This window comes from Nissabacter archeti, assembly GCF_018257325.1.
In the GTDB taxonomy this organism is placed as follows: domain Bacteria; phylum Pseudomonadota; class Gammaproteobacteria; order Enterobacterales; family Enterobacteriaceae; genus Chimaeribacter; species Chimaeribacter arupi.
Genome location: NZ_JAERKB010000007.1, coordinates 188,482 through 205,237 on the forward strand (window position 1 = coordinate 188,482; position 16,756 = coordinate 205,237).

Consider the following 16,756-nt stretch of genomic DNA (forward strand, 5'->3'; position numbering starts at 1 on the left):
ATCATGCGGTTGCACCTGCATATTATTCTGCCGGTAAAGCGGTATACAAAATCTTTCTCCGTATAACCCCCCTTCCAAAGCAAAAGTTGCTGGTAATTTAAGCGTGATCTGACCAGTTTGCGGCCGCGTCGGCTTGTCAAAAATAACCAGACCCCCTAAGTTGCTTCACAAATTAACAACCTTTTTTTATCTTACAGGTTGCACCTGAAACATGCCGGGTGACACCTGCTCACTTATCATTGCGGCGGGGAAAAGGTCATGACACACCAAGAAAGCAGCACGGCGGTTCTACGAAAAAATAAGAAAGTATTAATTGCCAGCCTGACGGGCAGCTCGATCGAATGGTTCGATTATTTCCTGTACGGCACCGCCGCAGCGCTGGTGTTTAACAAGATTTTCTTCCCGATGGTCGACCCGGTTCTCGGGCTTATCCTCTCCTATCTCTCCTTCTCCCTGACGTTCTTTATCCGCCCTATCGGCGGGGTGATCTTTGCCCATATCGGCGACCGGATTGGCCGTAAGAAAACGCTGGTGCTGACGCTGTCATTGATGGGCGGTGCCACCGTGATGATCGGGTTGTTGCCCACTTATGAGATGATCGGCATGTGGGCGCCCGCCCTGCTGATCCTGATGCGGATAATCCAGGGGATCGGTATCGGCGGTGAATGGGGCGGCGCGCTGTTGCTGGCCTATGAGTATGCACCTGAGAAGCGCAAAGGCTTTTTCGGCAGCATCCCGCAGGCGGGCGTGACCATCGGGATGCTGATGGCCACCTTCATCGTCTCGCTGATGACCCTGTTCAGCGAAGAGGCGTTCCTCTCCTGGGGCTGGCGCATTCCTTTCCTGTTGAGTGCCGTGCTGGTTCTGCTGGGGCTGTGGATCCGTAAAGGGATTGATGAAACCCCGGACTTTAAGAAAATCAAACAGTCGGGCCACGTCGCCAAAGCGCCCCTGCGCGATACCTTCAAACACCACTGGCGTGAAGTGCTGATTGCCGCCGGGCTGAAAGTGGTGGAAACCGCGCCATTCTATATTTTCTCAACCTTTGTCGTGAGTTATGCCACCACCACCCTCACCTACCAAAAATCGCAGGCGCTGGAGGCGGTCACCCTGGGGGCGCTGGTGGCGACGTTCATGATCCCGCTGATGGGGCTGCTGTCCGATAAAGTGGGCCGCCGGCGGATGTATGCGGTCAGTGTGTTTGTGCTCGGCCTGTTTATCGTGCCCTGGTTTATGCTGCTCGACACCGGCACCACCTGGGGGATCGTCCTGGCGACGGTGATTGCCTTCGGCATTCTCTGGGCGCCGGTGACGGCGGTGCTCGGTACGCTCTGCTCTGAAATCTTCAGTGCCAATGTCCGCTATACCGGCATTACGCTCGGTTACCAGTTGGGTGCGGCGCTGGCAGGCGGCACCGCGCCCCTTATCGCGACCGGGCTGCTGGCAAAATATGACGGGGACTGGGCACCGGTGGCGTGGTATCTGCTTGCCACAGTGGCGATTTCCCTCCTGGCGATAGCCTGCGCAAGCCGGGTAAAACACCGCCCCGCCGTGCAGGTTCAGGACGTGAAACGCCGGGGCTGATCGCCGGCCCCTGAAAGGCATAACGCGGGCGCGCCCCGGACATACCGGGAGTGCGCCCGCCGTGTGACAGCGGCGCGGCTTACCAGCGCTGATGCACCCAGGGGGCGATTTGCGTCTGGTAGATTTCGCGCAGGGCCGCCATGGTCGCGTCATCCAGCGCCGGGAGTGCACTGGCGCGGGCATTGGTCCCGGCCTGTTGGGCGTTTTTCGCGCCGGGGATCACCACCGTCACCGCCTGCTCCATCAGGATCCAGCGCAGGGCAAATTCCGCCATTGTGGCGTCACCCGGCACATAGCGGCGGACAGCCTCCACCGCCTCCAGCGCCACCTCAAACGGCACGCCGGAGAAGGTTTCGCCTTTATCGAAAGCGTCGCCGTTGCGGTTAAAGGCGCGGTGGTCATCCGCAGCGAAGGCGGTGTCAGCGCGCATTTTGCCGGTCAGCAGGCCGGAAGCCAGCGGCACCCGTGCAATGATGGCGACGTTGCGCCGCTGTGCCTCGCGGAAGAACAACTCCGCCGGGCGCTGGCGGAACAGGTTATAAATAATCTGTACCGAAGAGACGTTCGGGAACTCAATCGCCTTCAGCCCCTCCTCTATTTTCTCCACCGAGACGCCATAAGCGCGGATTTTCCCGGCGGCGACCATCTCATCCATGATGCCGAACACCTCCGGCTGGTAGTAGACCTCTGTCGGCGGGCAGTGGAGTTGCACCAGATCCAGCGTCTCGATACCCAGGTTTTCACGTGAGCGATCCACAAACTCGTTGAGGCGCTGTGCGTTGTTGTAGCCTGCGGCCACATGCGGGTCGAGCCGCCGCCCGAGTTTGGTGGCGATAAACGGTGCCGCCCCTCCCCGCTCCCGCAGCACTTCCGCGATGATCTTCTCTGAGCGGCCATCGCCGTAGACATCCGCGGTATCGATAAAGGTGATCCCGGCATCCAGCGCGGCATTCAGCGCCTGTTTGGCATCCTCATGGGAGACGTCGCCCCAGGTGCCGCCTATTGCCCAGGCCCCAAAGCCGACTTCCGACACACTGCGTGCGGTTTTGCCGAAGGTTCTCTGTTTCAACACTCATTCTCCCCAATAATGGCCGCAACCCGGCCCGGTGTGAGGCGGCGTGTTTTTTTGCCCCTCACACACCATAGCGGATTACGGCGTATTGTGGATTCCTGTTCACGAGTTTGTGATCGCGCTGCCGATCACGTCCCGGATGCGGGCAGCGATATGATACACATGGGTTTCCAGCGCAAAGTGGCCGGTGTCCAGCAGTTCCACCACCGCATTGGGGTTGTCCCGTTGATAGGCGTGCGCGCCCGGCGGGATAAAGAACGGATCGTGCTCGCCCCAGATGACCAGCGTAGGCAGTTGGGCCTGGCGGAAAAACGCCTGGAAGTCGGGGTAGCGCGTCAGGTTGTTGGCGTAATCCAGGCACAGATCCAGCTGAATCTCTTTGTTGCCGGGGCGTTCCATCAGCAGCGTATCCAGGTAATACCCCTCCGGGGCCACACTGGCGGGGTCTTTCACGCCATGCAGGTACTGCCATGTCGTGCTTTCCAGGGTCAGCATCGCGTCGCTGACCGTTTGCCGGTTTTCCGCCGAAGGATCGTCCCAGTAGGCGCGCACCGGCGCCCACGCCTCACCCAGCCCTTCCAGGTAGGCGTTGACGTTCTGCGAGATAAGCCCGCTCACCCGCTCCGGGTAGTTCAGCGCCAGCCGCAACCCCACCGGCGCACCGTAATCAAACACGTACAGCGCATAGCGCGTCAGCCCCAGCACATCCACAAACGCCGTGAGCGTCTGTGCCAGGGTGTCGAACCGGTAATGATAATGGCGTGCGGCCGGGACGTCGGTAAAACCGAAGCCGGGCAGATCGGGGGCAACCAGATGGAAACGGTCTGCCAGCAGCGGGATCAATTGCCGGAACTGGTGCGAGGAACTGGGGTAGCCGTGCAGCAGCAACAGCGTGGGGTTAGCCGGGTCACCGGCTTCGCGGTAAAACACCCGCACGCCATCGGCCTCAGCAAACAGGTAACGCACAGGGAAATCAGGGGACATGGTCATAAGTGGCTCCGGGTTGTAACGGTTAAAATGCGTTTTACAGGTTACATTTTCAGTATGGCGGGATCTTGTAACCTGTCAATGTTATTTGTAATGGTTACAACTTGCCGAGCGTAACTGTTCATCCTGCTGTTTATCGGTTACAGTCAGATGACGTTAACACTGCCTGAGGAATCTGATGTCTCTTCACTCCACCCCCACCGGCCCGCTTTTTCTGGCCGACCACCCGGCGCTTGATTTCATCAACAGCGTGGCGCAAGCCGGGGGAGAACCCCATGACGCCTGGCAATCCGATGAGGATGTCCTTCGCTGGCTGGTGCAGGCCGGGCTGGCAGCAGGCCACGCGGCGGCAGGTGCCCCCGGCGGGCTGCTGCATCAGGCACGGCAGTTGCGTGACACCCTCCGGGTGCTGGTGGCGCAGAAAAAAGCCGGCCGCACGCCGGACGTCACGCCGCTGAACCGCGCGCTGGCGGCGGCCGGGGGCTGCAACCAGTTAATCACCGGGGAAGACGGCGCGCTGCACATCACGCGCGTCTATCCGGAACAGACACCGGCCGCGCTGCTGGGGCCGGTGGCGGAACGGGCGGCCTCTTTGCTGGCAGAAGGGGATTTTGCGCGGGTGCGGGAGTGCGAGCATCCGGAATGCACGCTGTGGTTTTACGATAAAACCAAAGCGCACCGCCGCCGCTGGTGCAGCATGGCGTTGTGCGGCAACCGCGCCAAAGTGGCCCGCTTCCGGCAGCAGCAAAAATAGCCGGACGGCCGCGGCCTGTATGCGCTTCAGCCGCCTGCGCGGATTTCCCGCGGCCAGGCTTCGCAACCTGCCGGGCGTAGGGTATAGTCCGTTTTTTTTGGAGGAACCATGCTGAGCCATTCAACCACCCGTCTTAACAAATACATCAGCGAGAGCGGTATCTGCTCCCGTCGCGAAGCCGACCGTTACATTGAACAAGGGCTGGTTTTTATTAACGGCAAACGCGCAACGATTGGCGATCAGGTCTCGGCCGGGGATGTGGTGAAAGTGAACGGCCGGCTGATTGAAGCGCGCAATGAAGAAGATCTGGTGTTGATCGCGCTGAATAAACCGGTAGGGATCGTCAGCACCACCGAAGAGGGTGAGCAGGACAACATTGTTGATTTTGTGAACCACAGCAAACGCGTGTTCCCTATCGGGCGGCTGGATAAAGACTCACAAGGGCTGATCCTGCTGACCAACCACGGCGACCTGGTCAATAAAATCCTGCGAGCCGGTAACGATCACGAAAAAGAGTATGTGGTCACGGTAAATAAGCCGGTCACCGACGAGTTTATCCGCGGGATGGGCGCCGGGGTGCCGATGCTCGGCACGGTCACCAAAAAGTGCAAAGTGAAAAAAGAGGCACCGTTTGTGTTCCGCATCACGCTGGTGCAGGGGCTTAACCGCCAGATCCGCCGTATGTGCCAGCACTTTGGCTATGAAGTCACCAAGCTGGAACGTACGCGCATCATGAACATCAGCCTGAAAGGGCTGCCGCAGGGCGAATGGCGTGACCTGACCGACGATGAGCTGATCGACCTTTTCAAATTGCTTGAAAACTCCACCTCCGAAGATAAACCGGCGAAAAAAGCGCAGGCCAAACCGCAGGTGAAAAAGCCCGCCGGCAGCGCGCCGAAAAGCGCGGACAAATCCGGCGGCGCACCGGCCGGGCGCAAGCGCTTTACCCAGCCCGGCCGCAAGAAAAAAGGGCGCTGACCCGCGCCCGCTTTTCCATCGCACGAAAAAAGCACCCGAAAAAAGAAGGAGTTTGCCATGTTCAACGGATTAAGTGCCTTCCCCCTGACGCCGTTCACACCGGACGGCGACATCGACGATGCCGGGTTCCAGCGCCTTCTGGAACGCCTGGTCAGCGCGGGGGTGGATTCACTGGGCGTGCTCGGCTCAACCGGGAGCTACGCCTACCTGACCCGTGAACAGCGCAAACGGGTAGCGGCGCTGGCGAAAGCGCAGGCTGGGACGATCCCGATGATGGTCTCTATCGGGGCGGTCAGCACCCGCCAGGTGTTGGATCTGGCGGATGATGCCCAGCACGCCGGGGCGGATGGCCTGCTGTTGCCGGCGATGTCTTATCAGACGCTGACGGAGGAGGAGGTTTACGGGCTGTTTGACACCGTATCGCGCCATGTTTCCGTGCCGGTCTGCGTTTATGACAACCCCGGCACCACCCATTTCACCTTCTCTGATGAGCTGCACGGCCGCATCGCCGCACTGCCGCGGATTGGCTCCATCAAGATCCCCGGCGTGCCTGCGGAAGCGGCCGCGGCCAACGCCCGCGTACAGCAACTGCGCGAAAAGATCCCGGCCACGGTGACCCTCGGGATCAGCGGGGATGCCTTTGCGGGCCTGGGGCTGAACGCGGGCTGCGAGGTCTGGTACTCGGTGTGTGGCGGGCTGTTCCCCCAGACGGCAAAAGCCATCACCGACGCCGCTGCCCGTGGTGACAAGGCCCAGGTTACTGCCCTCACTGAGCGCCTGGCACCGCTGTGGGCGCTGTTCCGCCGCCACGGCGGCAGCCTCCGCGTAATGGCCGCAGCGGCAGGGGTGCTGGGGCTGGTTAGCCCCACCTGCTTACCGCGCCCGCTGAAGCCGCTCTCTGCCCAGGATTGCACGGAGATCGCCGCGGTGATTGAGGCACTTGGGTTGCGTTAGCCCGCCCTGCTGTCCGCTTCCGGCACAAAGCGGCCCCCTGTCAGGGCCTGGTATCCCTTTTCACCCGTGTGATTTTATGACCAGGGCCGGTAACTCAATGGCGGGGGCGCAGGGTCGCGTTTACCGTATCAATAAACAGCCGTAACGCGACGGGCATATGACGATTCTGCGGGAAGTAGAGCGCCATACCTTGTGACGCTATCGTCCAGTCGTCTAACAACGTTACCAGTTGTTGGGTTGACAGCCACGGCCGGGCATAGCGCTCCGGCACATAGGCCAGGCCCATCCCGGCAACAGCCGCCTCAACCATTAACGCGCTGCTGTTAAGGGTCAGGCTGCCCGGAACATCCAGGGCAAACTGTTGCTCATCCTGCTGGTATTCCCAATGGTAACGTTTCCCGCCCGGCAGGCGCTGCCGTAAGCAGGTGTGCTGCATGACATCCTGTGGATGCTGAATTTCAGGCCGCGAGGCCAGGTAATCAGGCGAGGCCACCGTAACAAAGCGCAACGGCCCGCTCAGGGAAACGGCCACCATATCTTTAGGCACATCTTCAAACAGCCGTATGCCTGCATCAAACCCCTGCTCCACAATATCCACCAACTGGCCTTGCGCGACGACATCCATTTCAATCCCCGGATATTTCTGGATGAATGCCGGCAATATGGCTTCCAGCAGCAGGCTGATCGCGGCATCACTGGCGCTGATGCGCAGTGTCCCATAGGGCTGATGGTCGCTGGCGGTCACGTCGTTCAGCAGCTCATCCATCTGGGTGAGCAGCGGTGCCAGGCGTTCAATCAGCATTTCGCCGGTTTCGGTCAATGCCACGCTTCGGGTTGTCCGGTGGAAAAGCCGCACGCCAAGCGCCGTCTCCAGCCCTTTGATCGTATGGCTGAGCGTTGAACGTTTCAGCCCGAGCACATCGGCAGCGCGGCGAAAACTGCGCTGGTCGGCCACTGTTTTTACTGCCAGTAATTCGTTCCAGGAAGGGCGTTTCATTGTTGAATATTTCACACCATCTCATGCCGGTTTGGGGAGATTATGCCATCAATCATTTGTTTTAAGCTGAACGTCAGTTCACTAAACGGAGATGAAAATCATGAAAACCTGGCTGATTACCGGCGCATCCAGCGGACTGGGCCGCCTGATGTGTGAAAACCTGCTGGCCCGTGGCGATCGGGTCGTGGCAAGTGTCCGGCGTGAAGCGGCATTAGAGGATATGCGCGTGCAATACGGTGATAATTTGCAGGTGGTGGTGCTTGATATCAGCAAGACGGCCACCATCAGGCCCCTCGTTGAAGCGGCATTTGCTCAGGCGGGGCGCATTGATGTGGTGGTGAGCAACGCGGCTTATGGGCTGTTTGGCGCAGCGGAAGAACTGGACGACAGGCAGATTGAACGGCAGATCGCGACCAATCTCACCGGCTCAATCCAGCTGATTCGCGCAGTGATTCCGTTTATGCGGCAACAGGGCGGCGGCCGTATCGTGCAGGTTTCCTCGGAAGGGGGCCAGATCGCTTACCCCGGTTTCAGTGTGTATCACGCCACTAAATGGGGCATAGAAGGTTTTGTCGAAGCGGTGCGGCAGGAAGTGGCGGCGTTCGGCATCGACTTCTTGCTGGTAGAGCCGGGGCCGACGGCGACGCAGTTTGGTGCGGGGCTGGATATCGCTGATGCCTTACCCGTGTACCATGAGACGGCAGCAGGAAAACTGCGGGCAGTGCTGATGAGCGGTGAGTTTGCGATTAAGGGGGATGCGCAAAAATGCGTTACGGCGATAATCACCGCGGCTGATGCTGCCGGCCCCCCGTTACGCCTGCCGCTCGGCAGCACCGCCTATGACAATATTGACGCGGCATTGCAGATGCGCCTGGACGCGCTGCACGCACTGAAAGCCGTGGCCTACGGCGCAGATCGCCAAAAGATGTAGGCAGAGACAGGCTTCACCGCCACAGGAGACCCGTTATTCAACTTTGTTGATACTATCAACCAATATTATTGACAACATTGCGACCCCATGTTAAATAAAAAATTGATAGTATCAACAATAAGGGAATTTATGTCTTATATTCATGACATCCGGGCTGAATTACGCTATCTCGTCAGAGAGCTGGGGTTACTTGATAAAAACTGTTTTGGGACGGGACTGTCATTGACGCAGGCTCATCTTCTCACCTATTTGTTCAAAAACGGAATAACGTCATTCAATGAGCTTCAAATTCAGTTAACTATCGATAAAGCCTCGCTAAGCCGGATGTTAACGGCTTTGATAGAGAAGGATTATGTTGAGTCGCTTTTTATATCAAAAGACAAACGGGTTAAACACTTCCGAATCACAACGGCAGGCCAGGCAACATTATCAAAAGCCAATAGCATAGCCGATAAAGACCTGAGCTTTATCAATGTGCACATGGAAAATAATGAAGCAGAAGCCCTTGTTAAAGGCTTAAGCACGTTCCGTAAAGGGGCATTCCGCCGCAACTGTGCGCGTAATCCGGAGAGGATCCTGATTGAGCGTTTGCGGGAAAACCAACGTTCAGAGGTTGACCGTCTTTTACGTGAAACCTTTTTTGATGAACAGAAAATTCCTGACCATCTCATCAGCATCCCTGAAGAATACGCAGGCAAATGGTGGGTAGCGCGTTCGGGAGAATATCTGCTGGGCGCCGTAGCCTGCTGGCAGGAAAATGATCAGTGCCACTGGGGGCGTTTTGCCGTTGAGCCGGAATACAGAGGCATGGGGATAGGCAAACGGTTAGCCCTCACCTCGTTAAAAGAATGCTTCCAGCACAATAACGAGATAATCATCGAAGCCCGGGATACAACGGTCAGGATTATTACCCAGCTTGGCGGGGACATTACCGGAGAGGCGTTTGATTTTTATGGTATGCCGGTGACGCCAATGAGGATAAACAAACAGGGCTTTGAAAAAGCCCAAAAAGGGGCATTACCTCGGCCGTGAAACCCTCTTACCGATAACGTCATGTTGAATGACGCCCCCGCCGGTAAAAACGCGCTGTTCTGATCTGGGTTTGCTCAGGCCTTTTTTTGTCATTCTCAGCGTTCAGGGCATCTATCACGTCAGCTTCAGCCTCCCGCTGCCGCCATTCCTGCCGCCCCGGATTGTTCATCTATACTGAATAGTGCCGTTGTCATTTGCCTGCAAGGTTGCGCACGGTTAATGACCTGACCCCTACCCTCCCCATGACCATCAGGAGAACAACATGCAAAAGAGCCAAACCTTGAAAGGGCTGCTCGTCGCATCGGCAGTCGCCGCAATGTTCAGCACTGCCGCAGTGCAAGCCCAGGCGCCGGCAAGCGCCGCGCAGACCAGTGCCGCAGGCCAGGCCGCATCGGGTGCCAAACTCAGCGCCGGAGATGAAAAAGCGGTGAAGGACATGGCACAGGCCAATATTAACGAAATCGCCGCCGCCAAGATCGCGCTGAGTAAAGCCCAGAGCAGTGACGTTAAAGCATTCGCCCAGAAGATGATTGAAGACCACGGCAATGCCTTGACCAAAGTACAGACGGTCGCCCAGCAAAAAGGCATCGCACTGCCGACTGAGCCGGACGCCGAGCACAAAGCCATGGCCACCAAGCTGGAAGCGCAAAGCGGCAGCGCATTTGACAAGATGTACATGGAAAACGCCGGCACTAAAGACCACGAGATGGTGCTGTCGAAACTACAGAGTGACGCCAAAAACATCACGGACCCGGATGTGAAAGCCCTGGCCGAGGCGCATACGCCGGTGGTTGAACAGCACCTGAAATCCGCCCAGCAGATGTCGATGTAACCCGCTATGCCGGCAAGCCAGTGAACAGGTTATCCGGGGGCTGACGGTCCTGTGGCAGGGACCGCCCTTTGTTCGACGTGTTGCAGAATGTCATGACAGGAGTGTCATTGTTGTCAGGGTTGACGTACGGGTACGGCCCTTCATGCCAAAGTGCCGCCCGATGTTCGCCCATGTGCAGTCGCAAGCTGACACTCATTCAACATGTTGACCCGGCATTCACGCTGAGCCGCCGTTCGGCAGGCTGCATGGCGCAAACAGTGCCGGGAAACGCTTAGCGTTGAAGTGCCGTAAGGATGGCGGCTTCCATTTTCTCCGGGGTGGTGATCGGGGCAAAACGCCTGAGTGGTTTACCGTCCCGTCCGATCAGAAACTTGGTAAAGTTCCAGGTGATCCGCCTGCCCAGTACGCCGGGCAACTCGGCTTTCAGGTAACGAAACACCGGGTGCGTTGAGCTGCCGTTAACCTCCACTTTCCCGAACATCGGGAAGCTCACACCGTAGTTGATGTGGCAGGTCTGCGCGATGTCATCAGCACCGCCGGGTTCCTGCTTACCGAACTGGTTGCAGGGAAAACCAAGCACCACCAGCCCCTTTTCAGCGTATTTCTGGTAGAGCGATTCAAGGCCTGCGTATTGTGGCGTGAATCCACAATGGCTGGCGGTATTCACCACGATAACCAGCTTGCCGGCGTAGTCGGCCATTGGGATGAGCTGGCCACGCAGGCTGGTGGCTGTCAGTTGATGAAAAGCGGTCATGTCGGCATCCTCAGAAGTACGCACATCGCAGGGTCATTATGTCAGGCAGGATACGTGCCGGGCGCTCAGAATGGCACATTTTCTATGATCGATGCCCACTCCGGCACAGAACCGCCTGGGGCGGGTGCCATGTCCGCTTTGAGCGGCAAGCGGGCATTGATGGGCCTTAACGCCCCCCTCTTCGGGTGGCGGGTGGCCTGGAAGAGGTGTTACGGCTGCACATGGAGCCGGGGGTAGCGTTTATCAGTACCGGCGAGGTTATGTTTCTTGCTTAATCTCTGCCAATAGCCAGCGCTCAAAGGCGTGCAGCGCCGCGTTATTAATGCTTGTTTCGGCCGGTTTAATTAAAAAAAACCTTTTGCTTAATGATGTGGCTTCAGGCCAGGGTGCAACAAGCTCACCGTTATTTAATTCCCTTTCTACATACATGCGCGGCACCATTGCGACGCCTTGCCCTGACAGCGCAGCGGCAATCGACATTTCATGGAGATCATAGCGAATGCCCTGCGCCGGCTTATCAAGCACGATCCCGGTTTCCTGCGCATAGTGTTGCCATGCCTGCGGATTCTGGCGACGGTGGATCCTTGGAAGCGCATTTAATTCCGCGTTATCTGTTTTGTTCTCAACCAGTGCTGGATGACAGATGGGCAATAGCGTTTCCTGGAAAAGAAACTGCATATGCATGCCTGCCCATGCAGGATGATCAAAATGCACCACTGCGTCAAAGCCACTGCCGGCAAGAATAAAAGGATCGGTTCTGGCGGCAATGTTCACTGTGATATCAGGGTGCTGAAGGTAAAAGCCGGGCAGGCGGGGGATCAGCCAGCGGCATGAAAACGTCGGCAGTGCGGCGATATCCAGATTGGTACTGCCTTCCGGCATACCCATGATGGATTGGGTATCCCTTTCGAGCCGTTCAAGCGTTTCGCGTATCTGTTGTGCGTAGCGGGCGCCAATCGGATTGAGCTTAACGCGACTGCCGGTACGATCAAACAGCCTGCAATTCAGCATGGTTTCAAGGCGTGCTATCTGCCGGCTGACTGCTCCCTCAGTCAGTGACAATTCCTGCGCAGCGCGGGCGAAATTACCGTGCTTTGCTGCGGCCTCAAAGACAAGCAGAGCGCGGCTACTGGGGATTTTCATGGGCATGATAGCAGCCTTGAATGCCTGTGCAGGCCTTATTCTCAGTGACAAAATATCACTAAGCAGTGAAATAATATCGATTTTAACAGAGGAATACCTTGTTTAGCATGATGAAAAGTCATCCTCCACGTTATCGCTCGTTTTCACTCTTTAAGGGTATGTATGCAATCAGCTCTTTTTCCGTCCTGTCAGGTCGGCAGTTATGAGGTCATCGCGCTGAGCGATGGCACAATGGAAGCAACCCTGGATTTACTGTCAGGCATTCAGGTCGCTGAAGCTGAAAGTCTCCAGCGCAGCGCCGGGATAGCGAATTATGGACACATCCATATCAACTGTTACCTCATCCGTGGGTGTGGACGCACTATCCTGATAGATGCCGGCGCAGGTGGGCATAACCACGTAGGCGGGCAACTCCGGGAAAAACAAGAGATGCTTGGCATCCACCCTGATGAGATTGACACAATATTATTGACGCACGGCCATCCCGATCATATTGGCGGCTTGCTGGATGAACGCGGAGGGCCTGTCTATAAAAAGGCTGAGCTTTATCTTCATCCGCTTGAAGTTGAACACTGGCTGGATGATGAAAAACAGCAAAGCGCCAACGAGCGCGGCAAACGTAATTTCATTCTGGCGCGTAAGGTCTTAAACGCCTATGCCGGAAAGATACGTTTGGCTGGTGAGAGAGAGATAACGCCGGGGATTCGCCCTGTATGGCTGCCGGGCCATACGCCTGGGCATATGGGCTTCCGCATTGATTCAGGTGACCAGAGCCTGATGATATGGGGCGATCTCGTTCATTTTCCCCATGTCCAGTCAGCCTGCCCGTCTGTGGGCATTGCATTTGATGTGGATCTCGTTCAGGCCAGAGAAACACGGCAAAAATTCCTTGAACAGGCTGTCAGGGAAAAACTGCTTATTGCGGGAATGCATCTTAATCATGCCGGGTTTGCCCGCCTTCTCAGGGCTGAGAACGGTTACAGGGTGGTTTATCCATAAGGCTGACCAGCGGATGGCGGCGAGGGGGAAGCACACACGCCGGGGCTGCGTGGAAAACAGCACAAACTAAACATTTACATATTTAAATCTTTAAATATAATGCCCCCTCTTATTTATCGAAGGATTTTACTTATGTCGTCGCTTTTTGCTCCCCTGCAGTTGGGTGGTTACCCGCTGCGTAACCGTATTGCCCTGCCGCCGCTGACCCGTTGCCGCAGTGAGCAGCCCGGCAACATCCCTGGGGAAATGATGGTGGATTATTACCGCCAGCGCGCCAGCGCCGGCTTTATGATCACCGAAGGCACGCAGATTGAACCCCGCGGCCAGGGATATGCCTGGACGCCCGGTATACACAGCGAAGCGCAAATCGCAGGGTGGAAAAAAGTCACCGATGCGGTTCATGAAGAGGGCGGCACCATTTTCTGTCAGCTCTGGCACGTCGGCCGGGTTTCCCACACCGAACTTCAGCCGGAAAAGCAATCCCCCGTGGCACCCTCCCCGGTTACCGCTACCGGTGTCAGGGTATTTATTGAAACCGGGCCCGGTGCCGGCATCCTGACTGCACCCAGCACGCCGCGCGAACTGACAACGGCGGAAGTGAAAGAGATTGTGGTGATGTACCGTACCGCTGCGGAGAACGCAAAAAAAGCGGGCTTTGACGGTGTTGAGCTTCATTCAGCCAACGGTTATCTGATCAATCAGTTTATCTCTGAACACACTAACTTCCGTAGCGATGAATATGGCGGCTCACTTGATAACCGCCTGCGCTTCCTGCGTGAAGTGACTGAGGCAGTCAGCGCCGTATTCGGGAGTCACCGCGTCGGTGTGCGCTTTGCTCCCCTGTTTTCGAGTACGGATGAAGAGCGCGTCTATCTGGGGCTGGTTGAGAGCGATCCGCATGCCACCTACATCCGTGCAGCGCAGCTCCTGAACGAACTCGGCGTGGGTTATCTGTCAATCGCCGAAGCTGACTGGGATAATAGCCCGGATATGCCGGAGAGTTTTCGTATTGCGCTTCGGGAAACCTTCCGTTCACCGATTATGTATTCTGGCCGCTATACCCTGGAAAAAGCCGAACGTATGCTGGAAAAGGGCTGGGGAGATCTGTTCGGCTTTGGGCGCACGTTTATCGCTAATCCGGATTTACCTGCGCGTTTTAACGCGGGCTACCCGCTGAATAAAGTAGAGACAGCCTCGCTGTATGGCGGGACCCGAAAAGGTTATACTGATTATCCTTTTTACTCTTCCTGACACCTGGAGATGGCATGTCACCAGAAAACGCCATTAAATTACTGTCCAACCCTACGCGGGTTGCGGTGCTGAAATGGCTTAGAGCCCCTGATGAAGCTTTTGCTGGCTATTCTCAGCTCTACCCTTTCGAACAGTACGGTGTGTGTGCCAGTCTTATCCAGGACAAGGCGGGGCTGTCACAGCCCGCCACCTCGCTGTGTCTCAAAGCGCTGCATGATGCCGGGCTGCTTGAAGCCAGCAAAGTAGGCAAATGGACCTACTATCGCCGGCGCGACCAGGCCGTGCGCGAAATGAACGAGACGATCCTCCAGTCTCTGCAGGAATTGTGATCCTGTTTTATAGCCACCCTGTAAGCCACCCGCCCACTGGCAGGACGTTCTTGTGCGTATCACTCGTGCGCGCTGAAAATAAACGTCCGCGTTGAGCGAAAAGCGGACATGTCTCTTTTCACTTCTTAAGTGAATGCTAAAAGGCACAGTGGACTTCCCTGGCTTACTTTTATGTATTGAGACGGATGACGTCGCCCGAACACTCTCCGCCCTGAATGTTCATGATAACCAGGGCAGCACCATCCTCCGGAGCCTGCGCGATAAGTTCACCCCTGGCATCCCACGCGGCGCTTTTACCTGCCGGTTTCCAGCCACCTGACGGGCCACAGTAATTGGCCATCAGCGTGGGCATTGCGTAAAGTCTGGCGTAATGTTGAAGCTGCCCGGCATCTTTGTCATACCCACCGGCGCTCAACACGGAGTTCAGATACACGTCAGCACCCTGCTGTACCGTGCGTTCTGCATGCACCGGTTGTCCTGCATCTGCGCATATCGCTACGCCTACATTAAATGCCTGTTCCTTAAAAATGCACTCCGTATGACCCACTGAAAAATAGTCGGACTCCCCAGGGTGAAGATGCATTTTTCGGTAATAGAAAACAGGCCGCCCGGAAGAAATCACACAGGCACCAATGGCCGGTTTTCCCTCTTTAACACGCAGCGGTGCACCTGCGATAATCGTCATATCGTATCTGTCAGACAATACCTGAAGTGGGCTAAGACAGGCTTCATCAGCCAGAGCCAGCTCTTCAGCCATGTCAGGTTCATAACCTGTCAGAGAGAGTTCAGGGAAGATGATCAGGTTAACGCCTGCGGATGCTGCGGACTTAATCAGCATGTCGTGATAATGCATATTCTCATCGATACCGCCGCGCACCGGCGCAAACTGTCCTGCTGCGATGCGTAATCTTCTCTGAATACCTTCCATGCCCACTCCTCGCCGGTTTTAGAATCCTCCGTTACCCTATAAAAATAAACACTATGCGTCATCATTTTTAACAGTTGTATCGATAACGAGCTTATCCGAACACCCACTTCCGGCACAGAGCGGACCAACAGGCAGGCCGAATGAAAGGTGAATTCTGCCCAACCCCTTATGTAGCAACGTGCCCAACTACACAGCAGCCTATAATTATCCCCACACTAGTGGCGTGGGAGGCAGCATATGTTTGAAGGATTTACACATACACGGGTCAGCCTTTCAGAAGCAGAGCTCAATGTGCGCTATGGGGGGAATGGGCCACCTGTTCTGTTATTGCATGGACACCCCCGTACCCATGTAACCTGGTCAAAAGTGGCTCCCGAGCTAGCCAAATCATTTACCGTCGTATGCCCTGATTTGCGGGGGTTCGGCCAATCGTCAAAGCCGGCTGATCAGCGTGATCATGCGGGTTCTTCTAAAAGAGCTAAAGCAAAAGATTGTATTGAGTTGATGAGTCAGCTTGGTTTTGAGCAATTTGCGCTTGTTGGGCATGACAGAGGAAGTTACACAGCTTACAGAGCCGCTCTTGACTATCCAGAGCGAATCACACGGCTTGCCGTACTTGATTGCATTCCAATACTTGAAGCCCTCAACCGGTGTAATGAGAAGTTTGCCCGGCAGTGGTATCACTGGTTCTTCTTTGCTCAGCCAGAAAAACCGGAGCGGGCAATACTCGCTGATCCTGACAAATGGTATGGCGGGCAGCCTGAAACAATGGGAAATGAAGAGTACCTTGAGTTCAGAAAAGCTATTCATGATCCGGAAACTGTCCATGGGATGCTCGAGGACTATCGTGCCGGTCTTAGCATTGATAAAGAACATGAGCTTCAGGATCGTCAGAAAGGAAACCTGATTATGTGCCCAACGCTTTGTTTATGGTCAAAATATGATGATCTGGAAGATATATATGGCGATGTATTAGGTATCTGGAAAACCTGGGCACGTGATGTCCGGGGCAAGGCGATAGCCAGCGGTCACCATATGGCCGAGGAAAATCCAAAAGAAGTCACGGCTGAATTACAGCGTTTTCTGTTGCCATGCTGCCAGCAGCGCACAGATATATACTGATAGTGAAACGGCAATGTCCGTTTTTGGCACAGAGCAGCCTGACGAATGCCAAAATGTCCGCTGTGAGCGAACAGCGGACAATGGCGATCATAAGGCAGGGGTCCGGCGT

General features: G+C 56.2%; 17 protein-coding genes. 11 read left to right on the forward strand and 6 right to left on the reverse strand.

What is annotated here, in order from left to right; translation table 11 throughout:
- The first annotated feature begins 258 nt into the window (after window positions 1-258).
- Window positions 259-1,584, forward strand: a complete 1,326-nt coding sequence (locus tag JK232_RS11250) for an MFS transporter (protein WP_212589198.1) — start codon at window positions 259-261, stop codon at window positions 1,582-1,584.
- Window positions 1,585-1,663: 79 nt separating this feature from the next.
- Here the strand turns inward: JK232_RS11250 and JK232_RS11255 are convergent, their stop codons facing one another.
- Window positions 1,664-2,656 carry an aldo/keto reductase gene (locus JK232_RS11255; protein ID WP_241506106.1) on the reverse strand — a complete coding sequence of 331 codons (993 nt, stop codon included), beginning with the start codon at window positions 2,654-2,656 and terminating at the stop codon, window positions 1,664-1,666.
- 102 nt (window positions 2,657-2,758) lie between these two features.
- On the reverse strand, window positions 2,759-3,646 hold the full coding sequence (locus JK232_RS11260; RefSeq protein ID WP_212589199.1) for an alpha/beta fold hydrolase: 888 nt from the start codon (window positions 3,644-3,646) through the stop codon (window positions 2,759-2,761).
- A gap of 175 nt (window positions 3,647-3,821) precedes the next feature.
- Between JK232_RS11260 and JK232_RS11265 the strand changes: the two genes are divergently transcribed.
- The 3 genes from JK232_RS11265 (at window position 3,822) to JK232_RS11275 (ending at window position 6,329) form a co-directional block, all read left to right on the forward strand.
- Complete coding sequence (locus JK232_RS11265; RefSeq protein ID WP_212589200.1) at window positions 3,822-4,397, forward strand: CGNR zinc finger domain-containing protein; 576 nt, start codon at window positions 3,822-3,824, stop codon at window positions 4,395-4,397.
- Between the two features lie 108 nt (window positions 4,398-4,505).
- The gene (rluF, locus tag JK232_RS11270) at window positions 4,506-5,375 is read left to right on the forward strand and encodes a 23S rRNA pseudouridine(2604) synthase RluF (protein WP_072929410.1); all 870 of its coding nucleotides are present in this window, start codon (window positions 4,506-4,508) and stop codon (window positions 5,373-5,375) included.
- A gap of 57 nt (window positions 5,376-5,432) precedes the next feature.
- Window positions 5,433-6,329: a dihydrodipicolinate synthase family protein gene (locus JK232_RS11275; protein WP_072929412.1), complete on the forward strand. Its 897-nt coding sequence runs from the start codon at window positions 5,433-5,435 to the stop codon at window positions 6,327-6,329.
- Between the two features lie 94 nt (window positions 6,330-6,423).
- On the opposite strand, the gene JK232_RS11280 is transcribed toward JK232_RS11275, so the two are convergent.
- Entirely contained in the window at window positions 6,424-7,326 is a 903-nt protein-coding gene (locus JK232_RS11280) for a LysR family transcriptional regulator (RefSeq protein WP_101854557.1), read from the reverse strand.
- A gap of 100 nt (window positions 7,327-7,426) precedes the next feature.
- On the opposite strand from JK232_RS11280, the gene JK232_RS11285 reads away from it, so the two are divergent.
- The 3 genes from JK232_RS11285 to JK232_RS11295 all read left to right on the forward strand — a co-directional run bounded on the left by JK232_RS11285 (window position 7,427) and on the right by JK232_RS11295 (window position 10,121).
- Window positions 7,427-8,257, forward strand: a complete 831-nt coding sequence (locus tag JK232_RS11285) for an SDR family oxidoreductase (RefSeq protein ID WP_212589201.1) — start codon at window positions 7,427-7,429, stop codon at window positions 8,255-8,257.
- A 129-nt stretch (window positions 8,258-8,386) separates the two neighbouring features.
- The gene (locus JK232_RS11290) at window positions 8,387-9,289 is read left to right on the forward strand and encodes a GNAT family N-acetyltransferase (RefSeq protein ID WP_101828125.1); all 903 of its coding nucleotides are present in this window, start codon (window positions 8,387-8,389) and stop codon (window positions 9,287-9,289) included.
- A 262-nt stretch (window positions 9,290-9,551) separates the two neighbouring features.
- A complete protein-coding gene (locus JK232_RS11295; RefSeq protein ID WP_212589202.1) occupies window positions 9,552-10,121 on the forward strand; it encodes a DUF4142 domain-containing protein in 570 nt (189 codons plus the stop codon).
- 271 nt (window positions 10,122-10,392) lie between these two features.
- On the opposite strand, the gene JK232_RS11300 is transcribed toward JK232_RS11295, so the two are convergent.
- Both JK232_RS11300 and JK232_RS11305 read right to left on the reverse strand, forming a co-directional pair.
- Window positions 10,393-10,875 carry a glutathione peroxidase gene (locus JK232_RS11300; protein WP_101834737.1) on the reverse strand — a complete coding sequence of 161 codons (483 nt, stop codon included), beginning with the start codon at window positions 10,873-10,875 and terminating at the stop codon, window positions 10,393-10,395.
- Between the two features lie 258 nt (window positions 10,876-11,133).
- Window positions 11,134-12,024, reverse strand: coding sequence for a LysR substrate-binding domain-containing protein (locus JK232_RS11305; RefSeq protein ID WP_072929421.1), 891 nt, complete (start codon window positions 12,022-12,024; stop codon window positions 11,134-11,136).
- Window positions 12,025-12,180: 156 nt separating this feature from the next.
- Between JK232_RS11305 and JK232_RS11310 the strand changes: the two genes are divergently transcribed.
- The 3 genes from JK232_RS11310 (at window position 12,181) to JK232_RS11320 (ending at window position 14,597) form a co-directional block, all read left to right on the forward strand.
- Window positions 12,181-13,017: an MBL fold metallo-hydrolase gene (locus JK232_RS11310; RefSeq protein ID WP_212589203.1), complete on the forward strand. Its 837-nt coding sequence runs from the start codon at window positions 12,181-12,183 to the stop codon at window positions 13,015-13,017.
- A gap of 132 nt (window positions 13,018-13,149) precedes the next feature.
- On the forward strand, window positions 13,150-14,268 hold the full coding sequence (locus JK232_RS11315; protein WP_072929425.1) for an alkene reductase: 1,119 nt from the start codon (window positions 13,150-13,152) through the stop codon (window positions 14,266-14,268).
- A gap of 14 nt (window positions 14,269-14,282) precedes the next feature.
- Complete coding sequence (locus tag JK232_RS11320; protein ID WP_072929427.1) at window positions 14,283-14,597, forward strand: ArsR/SmtB family transcription factor; 315 nt, start codon at window positions 14,283-14,285, stop codon at window positions 14,595-14,597.
- Window positions 14,598-14,766: 169 nt separating this feature from the next.
- Here the strand turns inward: JK232_RS11320 and JK232_RS11325 are convergent, their stop codons facing one another.
- Entirely contained in the window at window positions 14,767-15,525 is a 759-nt protein-coding gene (locus JK232_RS11325) for a carbon-nitrogen hydrolase family protein (protein WP_101854561.1), read from the reverse strand.
- A gap of 237 nt (window positions 15,526-15,762) precedes the next feature.
- Here JK232_RS11325 and JK232_RS11330 point away from each other — a divergent pair, with 237 nt between their 5' ends.
- Window positions 15,763-16,647, forward strand: coding sequence for an alpha/beta fold hydrolase (locus JK232_RS11330; RefSeq protein ID WP_072929431.1), 885 nt, complete (start codon window positions 15,763-15,765; stop codon window positions 16,645-16,647).
- Window positions 16,648-16,756 lie beyond the last annotated feature (109 nt).

Excerpts from the sequence above, each read along its gene's own strand:
- JK232_RS11290 (WP_101828125.1), top strand. The coding sequence starts at position 8,387 with ATGTCTTATATTCATGACATCCGGGCTGAATTACGCTATCTCGTCAGA.
- JK232_RS11260 (WP_212589199.1), bottom strand. The coding sequence starts at position 3,646 with ATGACCATGTCCCCTGATTTCCCTGTGCGTTACCTGTTTGCTGAGGCC.
- JK232_RS11275 (WP_072929412.1), top strand. The coding sequence starts at position 5,433 with ATGTTCAACGGATTAAGTGCCTTCCCCCTGACGCCGTTCACACCGGAC.
- JK232_RS11265 (WP_212589200.1), top strand. The coding sequence starts at position 3,822 with ATGTCTCTTCACTCCACCCCCACCGGCCCGCTTTTTCTGGCCGACCAC.
- JK232_RS11250 (WP_212589198.1), top strand. The coding sequence starts at position 259 with ATGACACACCAAGAAAGCAGCACGGCGGTTCTACGAAAAAATAAGAAA.
- JK232_RS11280 (WP_101854557.1), bottom strand. The coding sequence starts at position 7,326 with ATGAAACGCCCTTCCTGGAACGAATTACTGGCAGTAAAAACAGTGGCC.
- JK232_RS11325 (WP_101854561.1), bottom strand. The coding sequence starts at position 15,525 with ATGGAAGGTATTCAGAGAAGATTACGCATCGCAGCAGGACAGTTTGCG.
- JK232_RS11330 (WP_072929431.1), top strand. The coding sequence starts at position 15,763 with ATGTTTGAAGGATTTACACATACACGGGTCAGCCTTTCAGAAGCAGAG.
- rluF (WP_072929410.1), top strand. The coding sequence starts at position 4,506 with ATGCTGAGCCATTCAACCACCCGTCTTAACAAATACATCAGCGAGAGC.
- JK232_RS11295 (WP_212589202.1), top strand. The coding sequence starts at position 9,552 with ATGCAAAAGAGCCAAACCTTGAAAGGGCTGCTCGTCGCATCGGCAGTC.
- JK232_RS11300 (WP_101834737.1), bottom strand. The coding sequence starts at position 10,875 with ATGACCGCTTTTCATCAACTGACAGCCACCAGCCTGCGTGGCCAGCTC.
- JK232_RS11320 (WP_072929427.1), top strand. The coding sequence starts at position 14,283 with ATGTCACCAGAAAACGCCATTAAATTACTGTCCAACCCTACGCGGGTT.
- JK232_RS11285 (WP_212589201.1), top strand. The coding sequence starts at position 7,427 with ATGAAAACCTGGCTGATTACCGGCGCATCCAGCGGACTGGGCCGCCTG.
- JK232_RS11305 (WP_072929421.1), bottom strand. The coding sequence starts at position 12,024 with ATGCCCATGAAAATCCCCAGTAGCCGCGCTCTGCTTGTCTTTGAGGCC.
- JK232_RS11315 (WP_072929425.1), top strand. The coding sequence starts at position 13,150 with ATGTCGTCGCTTTTTGCTCCCCTGCAGTTGGGTGGTTACCCGCTGCGT.
- JK232_RS11310 (WP_212589203.1), top strand. The coding sequence starts at position 12,181 with ATGCAATCAGCTCTTTTTCCGTCCTGTCAGGTCGGCAGTTATGAGGTC.